The 22,251-nt window shown below is 49.2% G+C and carries 11 protein-coding genes; 5 read left to right on the top strand and 6 right to left on the bottom strand.

The genetic code is table 11. The features are described from left to right. Positions 1-25 precede the first annotated feature (25 nt). A complete protein-coding gene (locus IC617_RS06895) occupies positions 26-538 on the top strand; it encodes an NUDIX domain-containing protein (protein ID WP_191144253.1) in 513 nt (170 codons plus the stop codon). A 130-nt stretch (positions 539-668) separates the two neighbouring features. Further along, complete coding sequence (locus IC617_RS06890) at positions 669-1,661, top strand: LacI family DNA-binding transcriptional regulator (RefSeq protein WP_191144252.1); 993 nt, start codon at positions 669-671, stop codon at positions 1,659-1,661. A gap of 57 nt (positions 1,662-1,718) precedes the next feature. Here IC617_RS06890 and IC617_RS06885 read toward each other — a convergent pair whose 3' ends face one another. The 5 genes from IC617_RS06885 to IC617_RS06865 all read right to left on the bottom strand — a co-directional run bounded on the left by IC617_RS06885 (position 1,719) and on the right by IC617_RS06865 (position 12,978). Continuing rightward, positions 1,719-2,903, bottom strand: a complete 1,185-nt coding sequence (locus tag IC617_RS06885) for a glycoside hydrolase family 26 protein (protein WP_191144251.1) — start codon at positions 2,901-2,903, stop codon at positions 1,719-1,721. A gap of 93 nt (positions 2,904-2,996) precedes the next feature. After that, positions 2,997-6,095 carry a TonB-dependent receptor gene (locus IC617_RS06880; RefSeq protein WP_191144250.1) on the bottom strand — a complete coding sequence of 1,033 codons (3,099 nt, stop codon included), beginning with the start codon at positions 6,093-6,095 and terminating at the stop codon, positions 2,997-2,999. 124 nt (positions 6,096-6,219) lie between these two features. Next, a complete protein-coding gene (locus IC617_RS06875) occupies positions 6,220-9,483 on the bottom strand; it encodes a glycosyl hydrolase (protein WP_191144249.1) in 3,264 nt (1,087 codons plus the stop codon). Between the two features lie 694 nt (positions 9,484-10,177). Next, positions 10,178-11,647 (bottom strand): glycoside hydrolase 5 family protein, encoded by a 1,470-nt coding sequence (locus tag IC617_RS06870; protein ID WP_224745858.1) that lies wholly within the window; start codon positions 11,645-11,647, stop codon positions 10,178-10,180. Positions 11,648-11,700: 53 nt separating this feature from the next. Continuing rightward, positions 11,701-12,978, bottom strand: coding sequence for an AGE family epimerase/isomerase (locus IC617_RS06865; protein WP_191144247.1), 1,278 nt, complete (start codon positions 12,976-12,978; stop codon positions 11,701-11,703). 618 nt (positions 12,979-13,596) lie between these two features. On the opposite strand from IC617_RS06865, the gene IC617_RS06860 reads away from it, so the two are divergent. The 3 genes from IC617_RS06860 (at position 13,597) to IC617_RS06850 (ending at position 18,201) form a co-directional block, all read left to right on the top strand. Then, a complete protein-coding gene (locus IC617_RS06860; protein ID WP_191144246.1) occupies positions 13,597-14,943 on the top strand; it encodes a glycoside hydrolase 5 family protein in 1,347 nt (448 codons plus the stop codon). Positions 14,944-15,201: 258 nt separating this feature from the next. Beyond that, positions 15,202-16,707, top strand: a complete 1,506-nt coding sequence (locus IC617_RS06855) for a tryptophan halogenase family protein (protein ID WP_191144245.1) — start codon at positions 15,202-15,204, stop codon at positions 16,705-16,707. Positions 16,708-16,716: 9 nt separating this feature from the next. Continuing rightward, positions 16,717-18,201 carry a tryptophan halogenase family protein gene (locus IC617_RS06850; protein WP_224745857.1) on the top strand — a complete coding sequence of 495 codons (1,485 nt, stop codon included), beginning with the start codon at positions 16,717-16,719 and terminating at the stop codon, positions 18,199-18,201. 68 nt (positions 18,202-18,269) lie between these two features. Here the strand turns inward: IC617_RS06850 and IC617_RS18790 are convergent, their stop codons facing one another. Further along, entirely contained in the window at positions 18,270-22,187 is a 3,918-nt protein-coding gene (locus IC617_RS18790) for a pectate lyase family protein (protein ID WP_224745856.1), read from the bottom strand. Positions 22,188-22,251 lie beyond the last annotated feature (64 nt).

Genomic DNA, 22,251 nt, shown 5'->3' with positions numbered 1-22,251 from the left:
GTAGCGCCACTCAAGAATCCCTGTTATGACCGATTTCAGCCCCACCTACTGCCCACAATGCGGCAAGGCAACATTTGCTCGCAAGCATGGCACTTGCTATGTGTGTCAAAGTTGCCAGTTTGAGTACTACCACAACACGGCTGCTGCCGTTGCTGGTTTGATTGAATGGCAGGGAAAGATCCTACTTACCCGCCGAGCGAAAGAGCCCTTCGCCGGTCGACTTGATTTGCCGGGCGGTTTTATCGACCCAGCAGAGTCTCTTGAGCAAGGGCTGAGCCGAGAGATCTTCGAGGAGCTTGGCATCCATATCAACGACTGGCGCTACGTCGCATCAGGCGCTAATCAGTACGTGTATAAGAATGTCCGCTACAACACCCTCAACTCGCTATTTGTCGCCAAATTAAACGACCAGCCCCAACTCACTCTTCAGACGAGTGAAATTATTGAAACTGTGTGGGCTGATAAGAGTCACTTTGATCCCAACGAATTAGCTTTCGCCTCGCTACAACGGCTGGTTCAAGCTTACTTACAAGAGTGATTTCTGCTAGTAATTAGCAACCAAGTGAACCGGTTCACAATCTATCATTCAAGCACCTGTTTCAGTTGTTACAGGACAGTGTTACTCTGTTTGAAATAGCGAGTTAGCAGTTGATTTAGGATAAGTGTCAGTGGCAACCATCAGAGACGTTGCAAAAGAAGCCGGGTTAAGTACAGGGACGATTTCCAAAGCACTAAGCAACCCTGAACGAGTTTCGCCGAAGAACCTTGCCAAAGTAGAAGCGGCAATTAAAAAGCTTAACTACAAGCCCAATATGTTGTCGCAAAAATTTCGTAGTAAGCAATCCAATACCATCGTGGTGCTCGTCCCCGACATCGCAAACGTGTTTTTTGCCAAAGTGATCAGCGGCATTGAAGCGGTCGCTCAGAATGCCGGCTACAGTGTACTACTTGGCGATACCAAAGACTCACCCGTGCGTGAAGCTGAATTCATCAAGATGGTCGAAACACGCCTCGCCGATGGCATTATCAATTTGCGCCCCTACACCAGCGACTCCCAGCTTCCGCAGCAAGATATCACCGCAGTCAGTGCCACCGGCAGTGAGAACACCCCATATCCGTCGGTTCGGATCGATAACGCAGGCGCTACCGCGCAAGTTATCGAGTACTTGCTCAGCCTTGGACATCGCCGAATTGGTGTGATTAGTGGTTTGAATGATAACCCCCACACCCAAGATCGAATAGCCGGCTACCAGCGCGCGATAGCGGCAGCAGGAATTACTTTCGATCCATCACTGGTCGTCGAAGGTGACTTTAATTTTGCCTCTGGCCTCAATGCCGTCAGACAATTTATTCAGATGAAGGAGCGCCCCACGGCGGTCTTCTGCATGAACGACGAAATGGCCATCTCAGCAATCAAAGGCTTTGTCGATGCTGGGTTACGAGTACCTGAAGACATCTCCGTAGCGGGTTTTGACGACATGGATGTTTCCAGTTATTGCCGTCCGACACTCACGACCATTGCCCAGCCAGCAGAACAAATCGGCGAACAGTCTGCTGAGCTGTTGCTAGAGCTGATTGCAGGCAAAACGCCACAGCAAACTGAATATGTTCTAGCCCACGACTTTATTGTCCGCGGCAGTACCGCAGCGGTGCGCCAGTAACCGCAATTGACAATCCATGCAGGCGTGCATGGATTGTCAGCAACTGCTCAATGTGCTCTAAGGAGCCCTGTACATTGGCGGTAAATCAGCATTAAACAGCGTCATCGGATCTTGATAGAAGCGCTTAAAATAAGGTGCCGATGGATGTTCTGGTGGCGGGGTAAAGAATTGCTCTCGCTGTTCCTTATCAAGATTGCTATTACGCCACACCAACACATAAGCCATTCGTTTGGTCCATGTATTCGCTTGCAAGCCTGTCAGCAATATCTCAGTCCACATCGGCGGATACTCTAGTCGACCAGAGCCCGCTTCGGTTAGCGCCGCCAATTTGCCATGCTGATGCGCGAGCTTCGACAGCTGCTCGGTGCTAAAAACAAAACTGGCTAGCTTTTGCTGTGCCAACTGTTGGTCCATCTCACCACGCATATCCCAATAGTTGTCTATGCCCATAATGTCGACGTAGTCGTCACCAGGATAGCCCCACAGATAATCTTCAGTAAAATGGCTATCGCGCAGGCGGCTGCGATCCGGCGAGTATGCATAGATCAAATTATGTTGTTGCTTCACATCGCGCAGATAATGGACGGTAAAGCGCCACAGCGCGATATAGTCCTGCTCCGCGGTATTGCCTTTGCCCCACCAAAACCAATCTCCACTATGCTCATGCCAAGGGCGGAAAATAATAGGAATATGGACTTGCTGACCAAACTCATTGACCACAAATAATTGCTGGTTAAAGGCGACAAAACTATCGAGGTAAGCGAGTAATTGATGATGATGGCTAGCGCCCGGTAGTAACTGTTCGACTGGCGACTGATTACTCCACGAACTTGCGCCTGACACAGGATCATGGATATGCCAGCTAATGGTATTGATACCGCCGCGCAGAAAAACCTGCTTGATCCAAGCTTGCATATTGGCAAAGTTGACACCGTCGATGTTGACTTGGTGGCCGAGCTCTAAACCGCCAATTTCCCAGCCGGTAACAGCCGGATAATCGCCTACTACATCTTTAACATCTGATCGATTTGGTTCATTCCACCAATGCAGGCCATAAGCTAAATCATCTTGGTGACCAAACATGATCTGTTGCTCGGCAAGCTGACTCATGTGCTCAAACAAAGCGATCGTCTGAGGCGTAGCCTGACGATCAATAAGCGAGTGTGGAGCAGCATTAAGCGATGAATGCGGACTGCAGCCAAGGAAAGTTAGTGCAGCGAAAACCGCCCAGATAGAGCTCATAAAAACGTGCTTTTTCAACCTTTACTCCTAACAAGCGACAAAAAAGGCCCCAAACGGGGCCTTAACGGTTAAGTGAGTTGTTCGTCCTTGCCCTTAGAGGCGCACTTGAACACCCAACTGGATCTTACGTTCGTTGATGAAACGCTTATCAACCAAGTCTTTCCACTGCAGGTATTGCTCTTGTTCTTCTTCGAACAAGTTAGTGCCTTGCAACATCACTGTGACGATCTCATTGAAGTCATAGCTGACTGATGCATCAACATAGTGAGTCGAGTCTTGCCAACGAGCAAATGAGTACGGTGCTTTGTTGACGATCCACTTGAACTGCTTAGAGCGATAGTTGTGCGCGATCCGCGCTTGCAAACCATCTTTCTCATACCAGATTGCCAAGTTAGACGTGTGCTCTGAATTATCCGCGATTGGCATTTCGTCGCCATCGTAATCTCGCGAGTCACTGTCACTTGGCGAGTAGGTGTAGTTCGCTGTCACACCAAAACCGCTCCAGATACCAGGCAAGAAATCAAAGGCCTGCTGATAGCCAACTTCCAGACCTTTAATGGTACCGCCGTCACCATTTGACTTAGTGGTGGTAGGCGTGACGCCGGTAAATTCACCCGTGTTAACGTCGTAACCACGCACTACGCCATCACTATCGGGCTGTGGCAGGTAGACCGTTTCTTGGCTAATGAACGATTCGATGTCCATGTAGAAGGCGCCAACACTGAAGATGCCAGAATCATCGAAGTACCATTCCCAAGAAATGTCATAGTTCTTCGAGCGCCATGGATCCAAGTATGGGTTACCCGTTTGGCTCGCACCGGTGGCACAGAATACGGTGTCGCCATTCGCGGCCGTCACGTTACAGCTCTTGTCACGGTTGATGGTGACACCACCCGCCAAGTTCAAGGCATCGTGAGTAGTCACAGTTTTAGTGAAGGCGCCACGTAACTTCATGTCATCGGTAATTTCCAGTGACAAGTTGAGCGATGGCAGCCAATCGTCATAGTCACGTTTGGTGTTCACCACAGGACCGATTGGGTTTGGTGACCCCGGACCGCCACCCACAATGTATGTCTGGCCATCAATCTCATAAGTGGTTTCAGACGTGCTTTCGTATTGGTTGATATCGAATTCAGTCTTTACGTAGCGGAAACCAAAGTTACCGGTGTAAGCCAAATCAAAGACTTCGCCATCCAAGTTACCTTGCAGGTAATAGTTGGTGGTTTCTTCGGTTAAGTCATAGGTATTGGCGTTGGTGAGCATTTCATAGTTCGGCACACCATAGACTTCTTCATGGAACTTGGTTGGGTTGTTCATTGCCTTCGGATTAACAAAGTACAAAGAACCGATGCCAGTGGTGCCCTCAAAGTCATTGATCGCTTTGATTTTGCCAGCCAGCACTTCATCGTTGAATGAAATCGGCGCAATGTATGATTCACCAGTGAACGGCGCACCAATCTCTGAATCTTTCCAGCGCGCTAAGAATGGGTCGCCATAGGCATTGGTCGCTGGCATCACGCCATACCAACCTTCGGTTTTGACGTCGCGTTCAGCGTAGCGAGCACCGAAATCAACCGATACCAAGTGATCCCAATCAAAGGCATAGGACACATCGAAGCGATAGGCATCCAGATCTGCATCCGAGTAGTAGCCCTGTAAGTTGGTTGAGGTCAGGCTGTAGCGGTCAACATTGCTACCCAGCACCTCCTCGGTGACCGAACCATCGGCTTCAGTCACCGTCATGATTGGCATGGTGTAATGCACCTTGCTGCCATAACGGACATGAATTGGGATCATATAGTGGGAGTCTTCAACCGGCGTACCATCTGGTAGCTGCGCCCATTGGCCCTGATAACCCCATGGGTTCGATGGGCTGATCGGCACACCACCTTCACCGAGGTAATAACGATCGCCCTGCTCACCCGAGTTAAAGTAGGAGTCGACCACACTTTGAGACTGATCTTCGCGGGCTTCACCATGAACCCAACGAATCGAAGCTTTGAGTTTATCGCCGTCATCGTAGTCAAGCTGCAGGTTGGTGTTAACCGCTTCTTTCTCGGTGTAATGGGTCTCGGAGTGAGACATGGTCCGGCGCGCTTGAATGGTGCCAGCATGGAACGAGTTGTACGCACCGTCGAGCGTTTCATACTCGCCAGTCTCAGAGTTCAGCACGATGTTATCGTGTGCGGTGTAGCCGTCTGCATCTGGAGTGAACCATCCGGTTACGCCCGACCAGTCTTGTGACGCGTTAAACGCCGCAATGTACTCGTACTCTTCCATGTCGGTGTAGAACACATCACCGGTCAGCTGCAGATTGTCAGTGACATTCCACTGAATCGAGCCGTTAATCCCGTTCCGCTCACGCTCGATGAACTTGTTGCTAGCGGCGTGCCCTTGGAAGGCGTAGTAAATATCGTCGGTGGTGCCGTTGCCATTGGCGTCAACTTCATCAACCACAAAGCCGGTCGCTTCGCTGGCGTTAAAGCCCCAATCTTCGCCGGTGGAGCCAACGGTGTAATCTGCCAGATGCGTCTCGTCGCGAGACACATTGATGTAAGCGGCAACATCACTATTCCAGTTATAAGACGTGAATAATGCTAATTTGGTGTCAGTGTCGTCGCCCATCGAGCCGTCTGCAACCGCTGCTTTAGCTAAGAAGGTTAGGCCTTCGTCCATATCAATAGGGCGAACCGTTTTCAGGTTAACCACACCCGACATGCCGCCGTGCATGGTCTTCGCTTGCATCGACTTGATAACGTCCAAACCATTCACCATGGTTGATGGAATGTCATCGAAGTTCGGCTGAATGGTGGTAATTGAACCGGCCGAAAGCATTTGCTCGCCGTTCAATGTGGTCATCACCTGAGGTGTACCACGAACACTAATCGACGAGCCTTCACCACCGGAGCGGTTAATCGAAACACCCGTAATACGCTGCAACGAATCAGCGATGGTGGTATCAGGCAATTTGCCGATATCGGTTGCGGTAATAGTGTCAATAACTTGGTCAGCAGCACGTTTGTCCATCACCGATTTGGTCATAGAGCCACGAATACCGCGGACCTGAATCACTTCCGCTTCTTCGTCAGCGGCGACGTCTGCCGCCACCGATGCGGTTGGCGCCATGGATAGTACTGCGACAACACTTGCTGCCAGCAGACTAACTTTAAATTTATTCTCTAATTGAGCCATCTTAATAAGCCTCATTGATGTTCTGCCGAGGGACTTGTCCGCTTTCCTCGCCCTTTCCCCTGGGATTAAGGAGGGGACAAATGGCATCCCCCCGACAGAATAATTTCCTAGTTGCTGGTTGCTGTTACTCGGCAGATGCTTCAAGCATCACGCTGTCGACATAGAACTTGGCTTCAGTGGCGGTTGCATCCAAACTTTGGAAGCGAACGCCGTAACCAGAGATCTCTTGGTAGCCGGTGATATCGAGCATCAACTCCACTGGCGCACCGTCAACATTCACTGCGGCTGGCCATTGCTCGGCAGGGTTGCCATCGGCATCAATGCCTTTAACAAACATGTGAACATTGACATCAGCACCGGCACCTTCGGCATAAGCGGTTAGTTTGATTGCCGTCAGGCCGTCTTCCAGAATCAGTCCTGGATAGGTTTGCAACACGACGTTGCCCGGATCAGTCTCAGCACTGAGATCTTTCACTAAGCTCATCGAGTTGGTGCCATCCACACCCCAGTCTTCTGAAGGAGTCAAACCTGCAGTTGGTGCCCAGTTGACTTGACCTTCCCAGCCATTGAGCTGTTCAAAGTCATCGTAAGTGGTGTCTCCATCGGCGTGACTGAAGCGCACGTAGTCAGCAAAGAACTTGGCATCCGTTGAGGCCGCATCGAAGTTAATGAAGCGAATACCAAAGCCATTCAGGTGGTCGATTTCGGTCAGATCAATGGTCAACTCAGCGTTGTCCGCATCGACTGCACCGCTATCAGTCCAAGCATCATCTTGGTCTTTGACGAATAGCATCACTTGCGCACCAGCAGCATTCATTGCGGTGGCATCAACTGTGATTGAGTCATACATGCTGACGTCAATACCGCCCTCTGGGTAGGTTTGAATAATGACGTCGGTAGCACCATCGACTTCGGTCAAATCACGGAAGAAGGCAATGGCTTGCTCACCAGAACTCGACCATGCTTTTGAGGTCGCAAGACCCGGAGCACCGCCCCAGTTGATTTGACCTTCATAACCTTCAACTGATTCGAAGTCAGCAATCAGCTCGCCATCCAGCATCACTGAATCGATGAAGAAGCTAGCGTCAGTTTGCGTTGCATCCATGTTTTGGAAACGCACACCGTAACCGGTAACTTCGGTGTAGCCAGTGATATCCAAGCTCAATTCAACGGCTTCGCCATTGATGGTGGTTGCTTCTGGCCATTGCTCAACAGGGTTGCCATCAGCATCAAGGCCTTTGACAAACATGTGAACATTGACGTCAGCACCCGCATTCATGGCATAGGCTGTCAATGACAAAGTGCTTGGGCTCTCGGTCGCAATAGCTGGGTAAGTTTGCAATACCACGTTGCCCAAATCAGCAATCGCGCTGAGGTCTTTGCTCACGCCCATCGACTTATCGCCAAAGCGCGACCAAGCAGAGCTGTATGCCAAACCTGTGGTTGGGCCCCAGTTCACCTGCGCTTCAAAACCATCAGCGTGGTCAAAGTCTGCGAGCATACCAGCGCCTGCTTTTTCAATACCGCCCGGTAGGTCGTCATTGTTGACCAGCGCGCTGTAGCTGTAATTTTCTGCAATAACCGCTGGGTCCATCGCCGCAGGACCAATAGTCGCAGGGTTGTTCCAGTCAGAATCGCTGTTCCAAGTAATGTAGAACGACCACATAGCGCCGTTGTCATGCATCACTTCGACATTAGGCACCGCGCCGGTTTCAGTCAGAGCAATGAGCTTCTTACCATTGAAGTGTTGTTTCAGAGTGTTGAACTGGCCCACGAATGGTACGTTTGGATCATGATCTGGGAAGTCATAGCCGTCGAAACCGACGATATCGACATACTCATCACCTGGGTACCAATCCATGCTCAAGCCGTCGGTGAAGGTGTAAGTCCAGATCAGGTTATTCAAGCCATGGTGAGTTGTGAAGCGATCAAACATCAGCGCCCACAATTCTTTGTATGCATCTGCGCCCGCCGCGCCCCACCAGAACCAGCCGCCTTCAGCTTCGTGGATTGGACGCCAGATCACGGCAATACCGGCATCCTGCAGCTTCTTCAACTCTGCAGCAATGATATCCATGTCGGCGATCAGAGCGGCATAGTCATCACTTGAGGTGTCAGCTAAGGTTGCCGCCAAGTCAAAGGTGGTGCCATCCGGATGGTTGCTACTTTGGGCGTAGAACTGGCCCACAGCACCGTCAGGCTGGCCAGATGGCGCGCCCCAATGCCACAAAGCAGACAACACCACATTCTTGTCCGCTTGCGCAGCAATCATATCTTCGGTCAGAGTGCCTTTGTCTTTGTCAGCATGATCATCACGCGACTTGGAGTAATCCATGTAATCAAAGGCTACGATTGCAGGCGCTTCTCCGCCGGTGGCATCAGCGACCAGCTGGTAATCGCGCAAGCCAGAGTTACCACTGGCGTAATCAGAATATTCGGTCTGGCCGGTGATGGTGTTAGTACCATAGTTACCGACGATGAATTCCATCAATGCAACGGCTTCATCAGTTGCATTGTCGTTGACTAAGGTGGTTGGCACTGGCAGCAAAGGAGCTTCACCAGAGGATGGAACCAGCTTGATGGCGTCAACACGGTAATAGTTCCAACCGCAACAGACAATCACTTCGGTGGTACCTTGTTCAAAGTTGACGGTGCCGACGCGCAACTCTTCCCACGTGCCAGTTTCTTGTAGATCTAAAGTGTACTCAACGCCATTCACGCTCAAGGTGCCTTGCTTGCCACCGTAACCAGAGCCAATGGTGTAGTTTAAGTACAGCGAATAAAGGCCAGCTTTTTCGGCATCCATCTCGACATCGAATGCCACCTCGGTACCTGGCAGCATGTCCGATAAGTGCGCATCACCACTTGCGCCTGGCACATACATTTCATGCCCCTGAGTCGCCACTTCTAATTCGGCGCTGAAACGAGCCTCTTCGGCCTCAAGGGTGATTACTGCATCAGGATCAAACACGGTAATTTTGATGTCATCCATCAATGGGTTACCGTCGTCGTCAGTCACCACTTCACCAGCACCATCGAGCGCGACCAGTTCGAATTCGTAGCTTTCGATGCCGTCAACGGATTCAACAACAAAAGTAAACTCTGGCGAAGTCCAATCAATGCCATCTAGCGGTTCACCTGCCGTTTGAGTCCAAAGTAATGTTTCATTTGTTACAGTGCCGGTCAAACGACCGCTCACGGTAATATCTGTGCCGGGTGCGTACTCAGCATCATCGCCTGCTAATACGCCTAAAGGACGTTGCTCTGGTGTGTACTCGAAGTCCTTGTTATTCGCACTTCCGCCATCGACACAACCGGTGACGCCCCCCATCAATAACGCTGCTGATAACAGCGAAATTGACGATTTGCCACTCATATTAAATTTCATTTTCCACCTCATGGTTGTTTCTTTTGCTGACCCCCGAGTCAAACAAAAGAAATGAACCGGTTCACCTTGTTTCCCTTAAAAAACCGGAAACACCTCAAACAACTGGGCGTAACCGGTTTCGATTTTTGTAGTAACACGGTGAAGGTAAACAAACTGTTTCAATGTTGCAATTAAGCAATCATTTGGTTGCCTGACTTCTTGAAGTGAGTCACGAAAAATCGATCTGACAGACTGAACTAGTCATAAAAATCATTGCCACTCTGACTCAATAGCAATGATCACAAGAAGCGCATAAAAATCGCAATAAAAACAATCAACAAATTGTTTTTATTGAATTAAATTCCAAATTATCGCATGTGATTAGTTTTTTAATACAAACCTCTAGCTGACAACTCGCGATCTTGTTTTGTGGATGACGTCATGATGAGGTATTGAGTCAAGCATTAGCGCTTTATAGGAAGCCGATAACAACGCAAAAGACACGTCCAACAAACTGTAACCGTTTTCTTTTTGGCGCTATTTTGTTTCAACTTTCAAAACAGGATAGAAATGAAACAATTCGGTAGCGAATGACAGGATTTGCCAAAAAAATGCCCGCACGAAGCGGGCTAGACGAAGAGGTCTGAGAGGGGGTATCGGTTCACACCAATGTAGTGCGCAAACTGGCGCACCAAACACACTTCAACGAGCAACGCTAAGGTTGTTGATAAGCCTCCACGTTGGATGGTTCAGACTGACCCGATTCATTAAACGCAGTGACCCGGTAGAAATAAGTTTTGCCTGATTCGCGCAACTGCGGATCGGCAAACAGCACATCAGTCTCGGGGTTGAAACCATTGCGGCCATCGGAAATACCATCGCCAATAATAGTCCAGGGGCCAGCTTCGCTAGTGGCTCGTTCAAAGCGATACCAACGGCCAACAGGCGACCCGAGCCACTTGAAGTTGTTGGGCGTATCAATCGCTCGGAGTTTAGGTGGCTGCGGCTTAGGTAGAGGACGCATATTTTGTTCGCCATCCATTTGCGCAATAGCCAAGCGAACACCATCGGACATCGCCATTTCTTCATTGCGATAGTTTTCCGCCGCACCGGGCAAGTGATAGGCGTAGTGGCCGGTGTATTCCTGATGCCAATAATAACCACCGTCATGACGATGGCCACGATAGCCCCAGAACAAGGCCCCAGCCGCTTGGGCACCATTATGTTCCTGATGAACAGCAGCCTGCATCACCGAGTTCAACAACTTGGCACTGGCTAAACCAAACTCACCAATAAAGTAGACTTTTTTGCCATCAATGGCTTTCAGATCCTTCATTACCTGCTGAGGGTTATTGTTGCCGTTAACGGTATAAAAATGATTGGTAATAATGTCGACATTTGGATCGGTCAACGAAAAGTCATTGACCTTCAAATAAGTACCATCAATCACTAATTGATGAGGCGCCTGACTTTTAATCAACGCAGCGGTTTTGCTGACAAATGCTTGTGTCGACATTTTCAGTTCGTTACCGGTCTCCCACGCCATGATGGCTTTTTCGTCACGATATTTTCGGCCTGTGATGGTGTTGGTGCGGTTAGTGACTTGCTTGATGATGCTCTGATACGCCGCATAAGTTTTGCTGCTGGTATCGTAGAAATCGTCTTCATGCTCACCATAAAACGCCGCTAAATCTTTACGGCCGCCCCACCATTTCCAATGATCGACAAAAGGCAGAATAAGCCGCAGACCATGCTTGTCAGCCAACGCGATCATGCGATCATAATGGACCAAGGCTGCTTCGTTGAGCCTTGGCATTCCGTCTTGAGTGACAGGTGGCAAGATATGGGTTTCGCGCTCACAGGCTTGATCCCACTCGGTGGCGATAGACAGCACATAAACCCGCATGGCCTTATGACCCGTTAATACCAACGACTGAATCCAGTTTTCCTGCTCCTCAGCTGTCGGCCATTTGAAGTATTGACCCCAGCCACGTGGATCTTGTGGGCACTTACCGCGCGCTTGATCTTCAATGCGATGAAGCTCTGGGGCATGAATGCCTGCAAAACGAAATACCTTGTCACCGTCTTTCAGTTGATGGCCGTCGCGGGTAATAAAGTGGTCGAATGCCAGTGCCGGCGTGGCCATCATAGCCCCCAAAATACATGCTAGGGTCAGTTGTTTCATATCACTACCTATGTTCATTGTGATCATTTATGGCTATTGCGTTAGCTGTTGCTTTAACGATTGGCCTCAGCGGCGCAGATCCGATCAACTAACTTGCAGATCTCCATCATTGCCCGGCCATTGTGGTAAGGCGCTTTCCAGCCTCCTGCCTTGTAGATAGCCGGATGACTGGGTTGATCAAGCGTTGATAAGTAGTGCCATTCGCCATACTCGTCATCTTTGTGGTAATCGTTGATGAACTGCCAAACCAGATTGAATGCATCGAGCGCTTGTTCATTACGTGCCAAATAAAACAAGTTTAAAAAGCCCACCAAAGCCTCGGCTTGCACCCACCAATGACTCTCTGGATGGTTGATCCGTTTGATGCAATCGAACTGATCGAACACCTGCCCTCGCTCACCAATGCCCTCGGCTAATGTGGTATCGGCTAATTTCAGCACAACCGGCGTTAAACGCTGCAAACGCTGTTCGTCACCCAAGGCTTCCAGCGCTTCAAACAACAGCCAGCTGCATTCAATATCATGGCCGTAGGACCACAAGGTCGATTTATCTTGCCAATCCATTTCCATAAACAGCCGTAAGTGGCCGCTGTCATGGTCAATGATGCGGTCGTTAAACAGATCGATTAGATTTGCTAGCGCTTCGGCGGTTTGCGCCGTCGGTGCCACCAAATGCAAGCTGGTATAGGCCTCAAGCACATGCAAATGAGTGTTCATGGTCTTGGGTAAGTTGTCGTCTTTATCACTCAGACGAACATCGGCCAGCGGCTGCCAGTCTTGGCTCAGCACTTCAACATAACCATTGCGCTCATGATCGCGAGCATGCTTTTCCAGCAAGCCAAAGTATTCTTGCGCTTTGGCTAAAGCTTGCGGGTTGTTGGTCAACTTGTAGTAAGCCGACAGACCATAAATGGCAAAGCTGATGGCATAGGTTTGCTTTTTGCCATCGGTCACCTGGCCCTGGTGGTCGAGCTGCCACACCACGCCGCCTTGCTCTTTGTCATCAAAGTAGCTCAGCAGATAGTCAAAGGCGCGGGTTGCTAGCGCCTCGTAGCGCTCTGATTTGCTGCCTCTCCCTTTCAAGCTCTTCGTTTTCAAGCTTTCTGTTCTCAAGAAATGCGCATACTCAGAGAAAAACCACAGAATACGGGTGTTCTGAATGATGCTTTTTTCCGACTCAATGACCGGCGTATTATTCCGGCCAACTTCGCCATAAAAGCCGCCATGGTGCTCATCAACTGTGTAGGTCGCCCACCAATTGGCGATGTGCTCAGCTTCCAGTCGCGCCGCATTTTTGCAGCCGGATAAGAAAGCAATGCTCGCTTCGTTCATACTCTTTCCATTTTCTTGGTCATCACTGACTTGCGATTGCGACCTGCCGCACACTGGGTTCAATGACACCAGCTAAGCCACTGAGCAATCCTTGTTTTACTGCTTGCTTAGCCGTTTGTGAGGGCGCTATTCCTAGTTAGAAATAGCGCTTTAAAGCCGCTCAAATGAACGCAGTAAACGTTTACATTATTTAACTATTATCAGAAAACGTTTACATTTCAAGTCAAATTATTCGGCTCAATGTGCGCCACTGCACAAAGCGATAAAATTGGCTGACTCGTGTGATTTAGAAGCGAAGTCAAACTGGATAAAAGCTAAGAAAATGGCCGTTAGGTTCGCTTCGAAAACGGATTAAAAATATTCCAAAGCATAGAGTAACGAAATCAACGCAATGAAATATATAAACAAAATAACAAAAAAGGTCCTATCTTAACGTTTAGGGTCAGATTCATTGCACCTTCAATCAACCCGAGCAGGCTGTTTATTTTGTGATCGACTACACGTCAGAATCAAAAGGCAATTGAACCTTTCAAGCAACCATTTACAATGTCACGACAACTGTAAACGTTTACAAATAAATTCAGCATAACTCTCTTAGCCAATCTACGAGGAACTTGGATGCGAGCCTTATCAATTCTGTTGGCAACTTTGGCGCTAATCTCTCTGTCTGCTTGCCAATCAAATCAAGTCGATCCCACTAACAAGGCAGCAAACTCACAGTTTATTGCTGTCGATAACGGTGAGTTTGTTCGAAACGGCAAACCCTATCAATTTGTTGGCTTTAATTACTGGTATGGGCCACTGCTCGGAACCAGTGACGAAGGTAAAGCCCGTCTGCGCCGAGAGTTGGATTTAATGCGCCAATATGGCATTACCAACTTGCGGATATTAGCGGGCGGTGATGGCGGTCAAGACGATTCCATGGTGACGCCGGCGCTGCAATACGAACAAGGCAAATATGATCAGAGCCTGCTTGAAGGGCTCGACTTTCTGCTGGCTGAAATGGCCAAACGCGACATGGTGGCAGTGTTGTACCTAACCAACAACTGGATCTGGTCTGGCGGATTTGCCCAATACATGGAGTGGAATGGCCAAGGTAAAATTCCCAACCCGTTTTTACCGCCTTACGACTGGGACAAATTTCAAGATTACACGGCCCGCTTTCATTCCTGTCAGCCTTGCATGGACGCATTTGCCAACCATGTTGATTTCATGATTTCTCGCACCAATAGTGTTACTGGCGTCGCTTATGTTGATGATCCAACCATCATGGCTTGGCAAGTCGGTAACGAGCCCAGAGCACGAAACGCTGAACACGAGCCGGCATTTGCCGCATGGCTTAACCGGACTGTTGATCAGATTAATCAGCTAGCGCCCAAGCAACTGATATCCACTGGTTCAGAGGGCGAAGCGGGTACTTATGGTCCCAACCCCAATGATCCAGATCGCTATGGCGATGTTGCTATCTGGCAGCGCTTGCACAACAACCCCAACATTGATTACCTAACCATGCATGTGTGGCCGAAAAATTGGTCTTGGTACGATGCCGAAAATGAACAAGCGTCCACTCAATTGGCTATCGATAAAGCGAAAAGCTACATGGCCCGTCACCTTGCGGTCGCTCGCCAGCAACAGCGGCCTATCGTGCTGTCCGAGTTTGGTTTTCCACGCCGACAAGAACAACTCAACCGCGATGCCGACATCAGTTATCGCAATCAGTTTTTTAAAGCCATTTTCGATGAACTGCTCGCCACCGATGACCGCACTTTCGCCGGAGTGAATATTTGGGGCTTTGGCGGCGAAGCCAAACCTGTGAGCGACATGAAAACCGGTAAGTGGCAACCCGGCGATGACTTTTCTGGCGATCCACCACAAGAACCACAAGGGCTTAACTCCGTGTTTTCATCGGACACCAGCACCTTGGAATTGATCCAACAATTTAATCAGGACATGCAACAGCGTTAGGTTTCTCGCTCACGGTCGCGGCTTCGCCATAAGCGAGCTGCCGCTGTGAGCACTCTCCTCTCCCTGCCATACCATCTCTCAATTGTTGTAATTATAAGCAAACAAATTGTCGTTCTGTGACCTTGATTTTTGTCAAATCATCAGCGCCTTTTTACTATTTCCGGCAACGGATGAAATCGTTTTCTTTAACATCCACAATAATTCGAATGATGGCGCGATTCAGCGCGACAATAATGATGCTGAGGGAGCATAGGTATAATGGACAAAGTGACTAAATCAGTGGTCATCGTTGGCGGCGGTACTGCCGGATGGATGGCCGCCGCCAGCCTAAGTAAGTTTCTAGCTGGACGTGATATTTCTATCACTTTGATTGAATCAGCCGACATCGGCACTGTTGGCGTGGGCGAAGCAACGCTGCCAGCGATAAGAGAATTCAATCATTACCTTGGGCTTGATGAAGTCGAATTTATCAAAGCCACCAATGCCACCTTTAAGCTCGGTATTGAGTTCCAAAACTGGCATCAACTTGGTGATTCCTTTTTCCATCCATTTGCTGGCTATGGCGCGCCAATGCATGGCGTTGATTTCTATCACCATTGGCACCGCGCCAAAGTCGAAGGTGCAGCGGGCGAGTTAGGCGACTACTGCCTTGCCACTCAGTTGGCAATGAATAACAAATTTGCCCAACCCAGTATGAACAACAATAACCCCTTGTCGGTGTTCAATTACGCTTTTCATTTTGATGCCATTGCATATGCCCGCTATCTGCGGCAATTCGCCGAGCAAGCAGGAGTCCAACGTATTGAACAGCGTATTAGCAAGGTGCATGTTGGTATTGAAAACGGCGATATCGAATCGGTCGAATTACAAGATGGTCGGGTTATCGCTGGTGACTTGTTTATCGATTGCTCCGGCTTTGCCGGCCTATTGATAAAAAAAGCGTTACACGTTGGCTATGATGATTGGCGTCATTGGCTGCCTTGCGACTCGGCGATTGCCGTTCCTTGTCAATCAGTTGCCGACATCACGCCGTACACTCAATCGATTGCGATGGAGTCGGGTTGGCGCTGGCGCATTCCATTGCAGCATCGAACCGGTAATGGCGTGGTGTTTTGCAGTGACTATATGGAAGAGTCGCAAGCAACCGATTGGCTTCTCAGTCAACTCGACGGCGAGCCGCTGGCGGACCCCAATGTGATTCGATTTGTCACCGGTAAACGACAAAAAATGTGGCACAAAAACTGTGTTGCGATCGGCTTGGCTTCGGGCTTTTTAGAGCCGCTGGAGTCGACCAGTATCGCCATGATCCAAAATGGCATTTCCCATATTCATCAGTTCTTCCCATTTGCAGGCATCAAGCAGATAGAAGTTGATGAAGTCAATCGCCTCAATGACCTGCAATATGAGCGCATTCGTGACTTCATTATTCTGCATTACTGTGCCACTCAACGCACCGACACACCGTTCTGGCAGCACTGCCAACGGATCGATATTCCGGATTCACTTAAGCACAAAATTGAACTATTCAAACAACGCGGGCACCTCATCAAATACGATGGTGAATCGTTTGAGCGCGACAGCTGGTTAAGCATTCTCAGCGGTATGGCGATAATGCCAGAACAGATCGAGACCAGCGCTCAAATGATGCCGCAGCAACAACTCCACCAGCAGCTCCAACAAATCCAACATGCCATTGAACAAGGCGTTGGCTTTGCCGGATCGCACGCCGCCTTTATCAATAAGCACTGTAAAGCCGGTGAATAGGAGCTGACAATGAAAAAGATTGTGGTACTGGGCGGCGGTACCGCTGGCTGGATGACGGTGTCTTTATTGCATCACGCTTGGGCTAGCAAGGGCTTCCAGTTCGCCGTAGTCGAGTCCGCTAATGTGCCCACCATTGGTGTTGGTGAAGGCTCTACTCCAGCGCTAAAACAGTTCTTCGACAAACTGGGTATTGCCGAATCAGAGTGGATGCCAGCATGTGCTGCCACCTATAAATGTGGCATTCGCTTTGCCAATTGGGCGGGCCGAGCTGGCTATGACAGTTATTTTCACCCTTTTACCTCAACACTCGATAACAATGTGCTGGGTTATTTTCATCACCATATCAATGCGCGACGCCAGGGGCACAATAGCTATCGAGCGCCCGATGACTACTTCTTGGCAAACGTCCTAGCCGAGCAACATCAAGCTCCAAAAGAAAGTGAGAGTTTTCCGTTTGAGCAGAGTTATGGCTACCATTTTGATGCCGCTGCCCTCGGCCACTTTCTAAAACAGCGGGCCATCAGGCAAGGCGTTGAGCACATTGAAGCCGATGTTGAACAAGTTCAGTTGACGACTCAAGGCGATATTCGGCAGCTAGTGACTCACAATCACAATGCCATTGAGGCCGACTTCTTTGTTGACTGCAGTGGCTTTAAGTCACTGTTGCTGCAAGGTACATTGCAAGTGCCGTTTGTCTCTTATGCCAATGCCTTGTTTAACGATGCCGCGGTGACCTTGCCGACTCAGTCGACGGACTTTCTGCCATCGCTGACTACATCAACAGCCATGACCAATGGCTGGCGTTGGCACATTCCGCTGACTAACCGAGTTGGCAATGGCTATGTCTATAGCTCGCAGTACTGCAATTCCGATGATGCAGAGTTCGAACTGCGCCAACAGCTCGGCTTGCTGGACTCTGCGATTGAAGCCAAGCACCTGAAAATGAAGGTTGGCCGAGTAGCCGAACATTGGCGCCGCAATTGTTTAGCGGTGGGTTTATCTCAAGGGTTTATCGAGCCTTTGGAAGCAACGGCCCTGATGCTGGTGCAATACACGGTTGAAAACTTCATCTTGGCCTTTGAAAAAGGCAACTTCACTGACACTAATCGCAACCAATTCAACAGTAACATCAATGCTCAGTTCGACGGTATTCGCGACTACATTGTGGCCCATTACAAAACATCTGGCCGCAAAGATAGTCAGTACTGGCGCGACAACGGCCAAAATGATCAATTGTCCGATTCGTTGCGGTATGTGTTTCAAAGCTGGATGCAAGGCAAGGATTTCAGCGAAGCACTGCGAAAACAGGGCATTGACCGATTTTACAGTGATGTTTCCTGGATGTGTTTGTTAACAGGAATGGGGGTATTGCCGCCTTTAGCGGCTGGCGAGTCGACTATCCAGGTAGAGCAAGACAGGCGTTGGATTGCTGAGTTTCTGCGCCGTAGCAGCCTGAACTTTCCAGACCATCGAACTTATTTAACGGCTCAATAAGAACAAAAAAGCTTTGCTTGTGACACAAGCAAAGCCTTTCAAACTAATGAGTTATCTGATTACAGCAATTACTGGCAGCTCGTTGGTGCCGCAGCAAGAATATTATTCAAGCCTTCCGTGTACGCTGAAACCCAAGGCGTCTTGCCACCTTTACCTGCCGTTGCCATGACGTAGTTACGCAATTCTGCACCCGCAACCTGACGGTTAGCGTTAATGGTATTTTGCGAAGCAGAGTCATAGTCAGCAAACATGTTTGGCGCACTGCCGTCAGTCACATCAAGTGAAGCCGATGCGCCAGACGTGGTGCACTCAGAACCTGATTCGTAAACGTAGCTGTCACGAACTTCCAAGTTACCATCGCGAACCGCACCATCGAACAGTTCAATTTGCCAGTCGCCCAAGTCATCACCTTTGGAGTTTTCAACTGGGTTCATAAACAAACTGTCTTCAACCAATGCACTGCCACCGACGCGAATACTCATGACATCTTTACGATAGCCATAAAACACATTGTTGAACTGGTGTGTTTGACCACGGCGCAACAGCGGTACCCGACGCAAGGTGTTGTATGAGCTCGCACCAAAGTTGTCGTCAGTAGTGACAAACAAGTTGTTATGCATGGTGGTTGTGATTTGCGAGTTAATCGCACGACTATCGCTTGAGCCATGCAACGCCGCTCGTTTGACATTGATGAGCTTATTGAATGACATGGTAATGTCATAAGCACCGACCTTGACATCAAAGGCTGAGTCGCCAGTGGTATCAAAGGTGTTTTGGTGGATCCAGATATCATGCGATTCACCGGTAGAGCGAATCATATCAGGGTCTAAACCATGATCTTCGGTGTGGCCCACACCAACAAAGTAGTTGTTGGTAATGATGACGTTTTCTGATTGGTGAGTAGATGCACCGCTGCTATCGGCACCAATCTTGAAGCCATTGAAGGTAAACACCGCGTTAGCACCACGACCATCAATGGTGGTGTTACTGTCGATCAGGTAGTTACGAACCGGCAAGTCATTGTTGTTGAGTTCATCATTAAAGAATCGCTCCAGACAATCACCACTTGAAACGCCGTTGTCAGAACACCAAGCATAAGGGTCGCGACACGTTGCTTCATCAGCGCCCAGAGCGGATTGGAGCTCAGCATTGGCGCAATACGGGCGGTACATCATGATTGCCGTCTCATTAGCAAAGTCTTGCTTATCAAAGACAATCCAGTTGTGTTCGCTGGATGAAATCGCGGCGAGGATCTGATCTTCTGGCTGGTCCTTAGTGATCACCACCAACTTACTACCGCCTGCTGGATCATAACCACCTGTTGCGTTGGCACCATAGCCGACTGGTGTGCCCAATGAAGCTGACAAACACTCAACGATCTCCTGATCGGTTTGCAACGATGATTCACGCCAGTTGATTGCGTCATTGTGAATTAACTCTGCGCAGTCGGCATTTGGATAATCAACGATACCATCGCCATTATCTCCGCCAGAGCCAGTGTCTCCTCCAGTATCGCCACCGGTATCGCCACCCGTTCCGCCGTCAGAGCCACCGCCAGTGTCACCACCCGTTCCGCCGTCAGAGCCACCGCCAGTGTCACCACCCGTTCCGCCGTCAGAGCCACCGCCAGTGTCGCCGCCCGTTCCGCCATCAGAGCCACCACCGGTGTCGCCGCCGGTGTCGCCGCCAGTATCTCCACCGGTGTCACCACCAGTATCGCCTCCAGAGCCTGCTCCATCACCCGGTTGACCGTTACAATCACCAGCAGCAGGGCTTAAACCAGTCACCGTTAAACTATCAATGTTTGCTAAGCCACCAGCATCAGTTGCTTGCAACCGGAGTAGGTTTAAGCCAGCGTTTAAGTTAACTGTCACAGTGCTTGAGTCAGCGTAATTGCCCCAAGCGCCAGTGCCTGGCAAAGGAATGTTACCTGACAAGGTATCGTTGATAATGATTGCAGCAGGGCGGTCAGTTGAACCGTTCGCATAGCGTGCAGTTAATTGGTACTGACCTGAAGAAGGTACTGTAACGGCATAGTTAATACCTTTTCCGGTTTCATTGTCGGTATTGGCAAAGCCAACGCCAGTAAAACCAATGTGGTTATCGTCTATTGAACCTTCAACAGAGCAGAAACCATTGGCATTTTCTTCAATTGTTAAGCTTGAAGTGGCCGTCGCAACATTGGCTTGTACTGCTACTGAATTATAAGTACTGCCATCATTACCAGTGACTTTTACTGAATAGTAATATGTGCCATCGGCTACACCGTAATCAGTGAAAGAGTTACCAGCCACTGCAGCTGCGATGCGGACTCTGCCATTTAGATCAGCGTCAGTATCACGATAAACCTGTTGACCTGTGATGTTGCTGATATTGCTAGTTGACCAGCTGACTATCACATCACTGCCATTTACCGAAGTTGACGCAGAAACGTCACCGGTATCAGGTTCTGGTGTTGGATCAGGGTCGGGGGTAGGTTGAGTATCTGCGTCATAAGCAAGGCTTAAATAATACAAATTCATTGTATCGGCTTTGGTAATGGTGTGGTTACCTGCGGCTAATGCCACAGTAAGCACTCCGTTTGATACGGTGTGATTCGTACCATTGATTTTGATATCACCACTTTCGCCTTCATTAAACACTAACGTTAGCTGACCATCAGCAGCTGAAGTGAACGCAATTGAAGTACTTGATTCAATTTTTAGTGCTTGAGTTAAGGTTAAACCATTGTAATTAACCGTACCTTTTGAAGACGACAGATTACCGCTAATAGTAAAGAAATCGCTAGTTGAGCCTGACTCTGTGATGTTTAATACTTCGTCACCATCAGGAGCTGGCGCAGGGTCTGGGTCTGGTGTTGGATCAGGATCTGGCGTTGGATCAGGATCGGGGTCAGGCTGCGGATTGGTAATCTCACATGAACCGTCAGACACTGCCAATCCTTTATTGGCACCAGCAATGCTCGTCAGCATGTTCGGTAAACAATCAGCATCATCTAGGCTGTAACTGTATGGCAGATTGACTGACGTTGTTGATTGAACATTTGGACCTGCTGGGTGGTTATCATCGCCATCGGCTGTCCACACGACTGAACTGGTGAACGTGTTGCCGCTGACATCCCAATACCCCATATCGTTGGTGTAAAAAGTGCCGAGCGGATCTTTTGCATTGGTGAAATAGTTGTTTTCAACTTTCATTTCACCGCCAACACGAACATTAATCCCAGACTTATTGATGCCATTGAAGTAGTTGTTATAGCTGTGACCTAATCGGCCTCGCATCAAAGGTGCACGAGAATCAATGTTTTCATAGATGTTGTGGTGATAGGTCACTGGACCGTTGTTGGTGTCACTTGAGCTTGAACCAACCAAGCCACCGCGGCCGGAGTTTCGCAAAATACTGTACGACAAAGTGACGTACTTGGTGTCCGCTTTCATATCGAATAGCGCGTCGTAACCATCCGATTCACCGCCTTGCGCTTCGAGCGTCACATGATCGACCCAGACGTTGGACACATTCGATTCCATGCCAATGGCATCACCACCATTTGATGTCGGAGAACCCGATTTTTTGACATTTCGAACATGAACGTTGCGGATAATAATGTTTGATGACGAGCGAATATGAATGCCCAGTTCATCGAACAGCGCACCGCTGCCGACACCAATCAAGGTGACGTTGCTAATCTCTTTGAGCTCAATGACGCCATCTGCGGTATTGCAGCTGTCGCCAGAGACTTTGAAGGTGTTGCCATGATCAATGACGCCTTCGACCTCAATAATAATTGGGGTATCACTCGACGCCCTGTTACATAAGGCCTGATGAATTTCAGTCCCCGTTGTTGCATAGACGGTATCACCACCTGCACCGCCTGTTGTTCCACCGTTTTCGGTGTGAAACCCCGTTGCTAGAGATAATCCAGAGTACAGGGGGAGAGCTACAGCCAGGCCCCATTTGGACTTTCTCAAACCATTTCCGATTGACATGATCTTTCCTTTATCTTTCTTGAATCATGATTTGGCGAAATTGCCACCGGTGGCATTTGTAATT

The sequence above is a fragment of the Neiella litorisoli genome (assembly GCF_014773395.1).
Lineage (GTDB): Bacteria > Pseudomonadota > Gammaproteobacteria > Enterobacterales > Neiellaceae > Neiella > Neiella litorisoli.
This window is presented reverse-complemented; position numbering and strand designations above follow the sequence as displayed.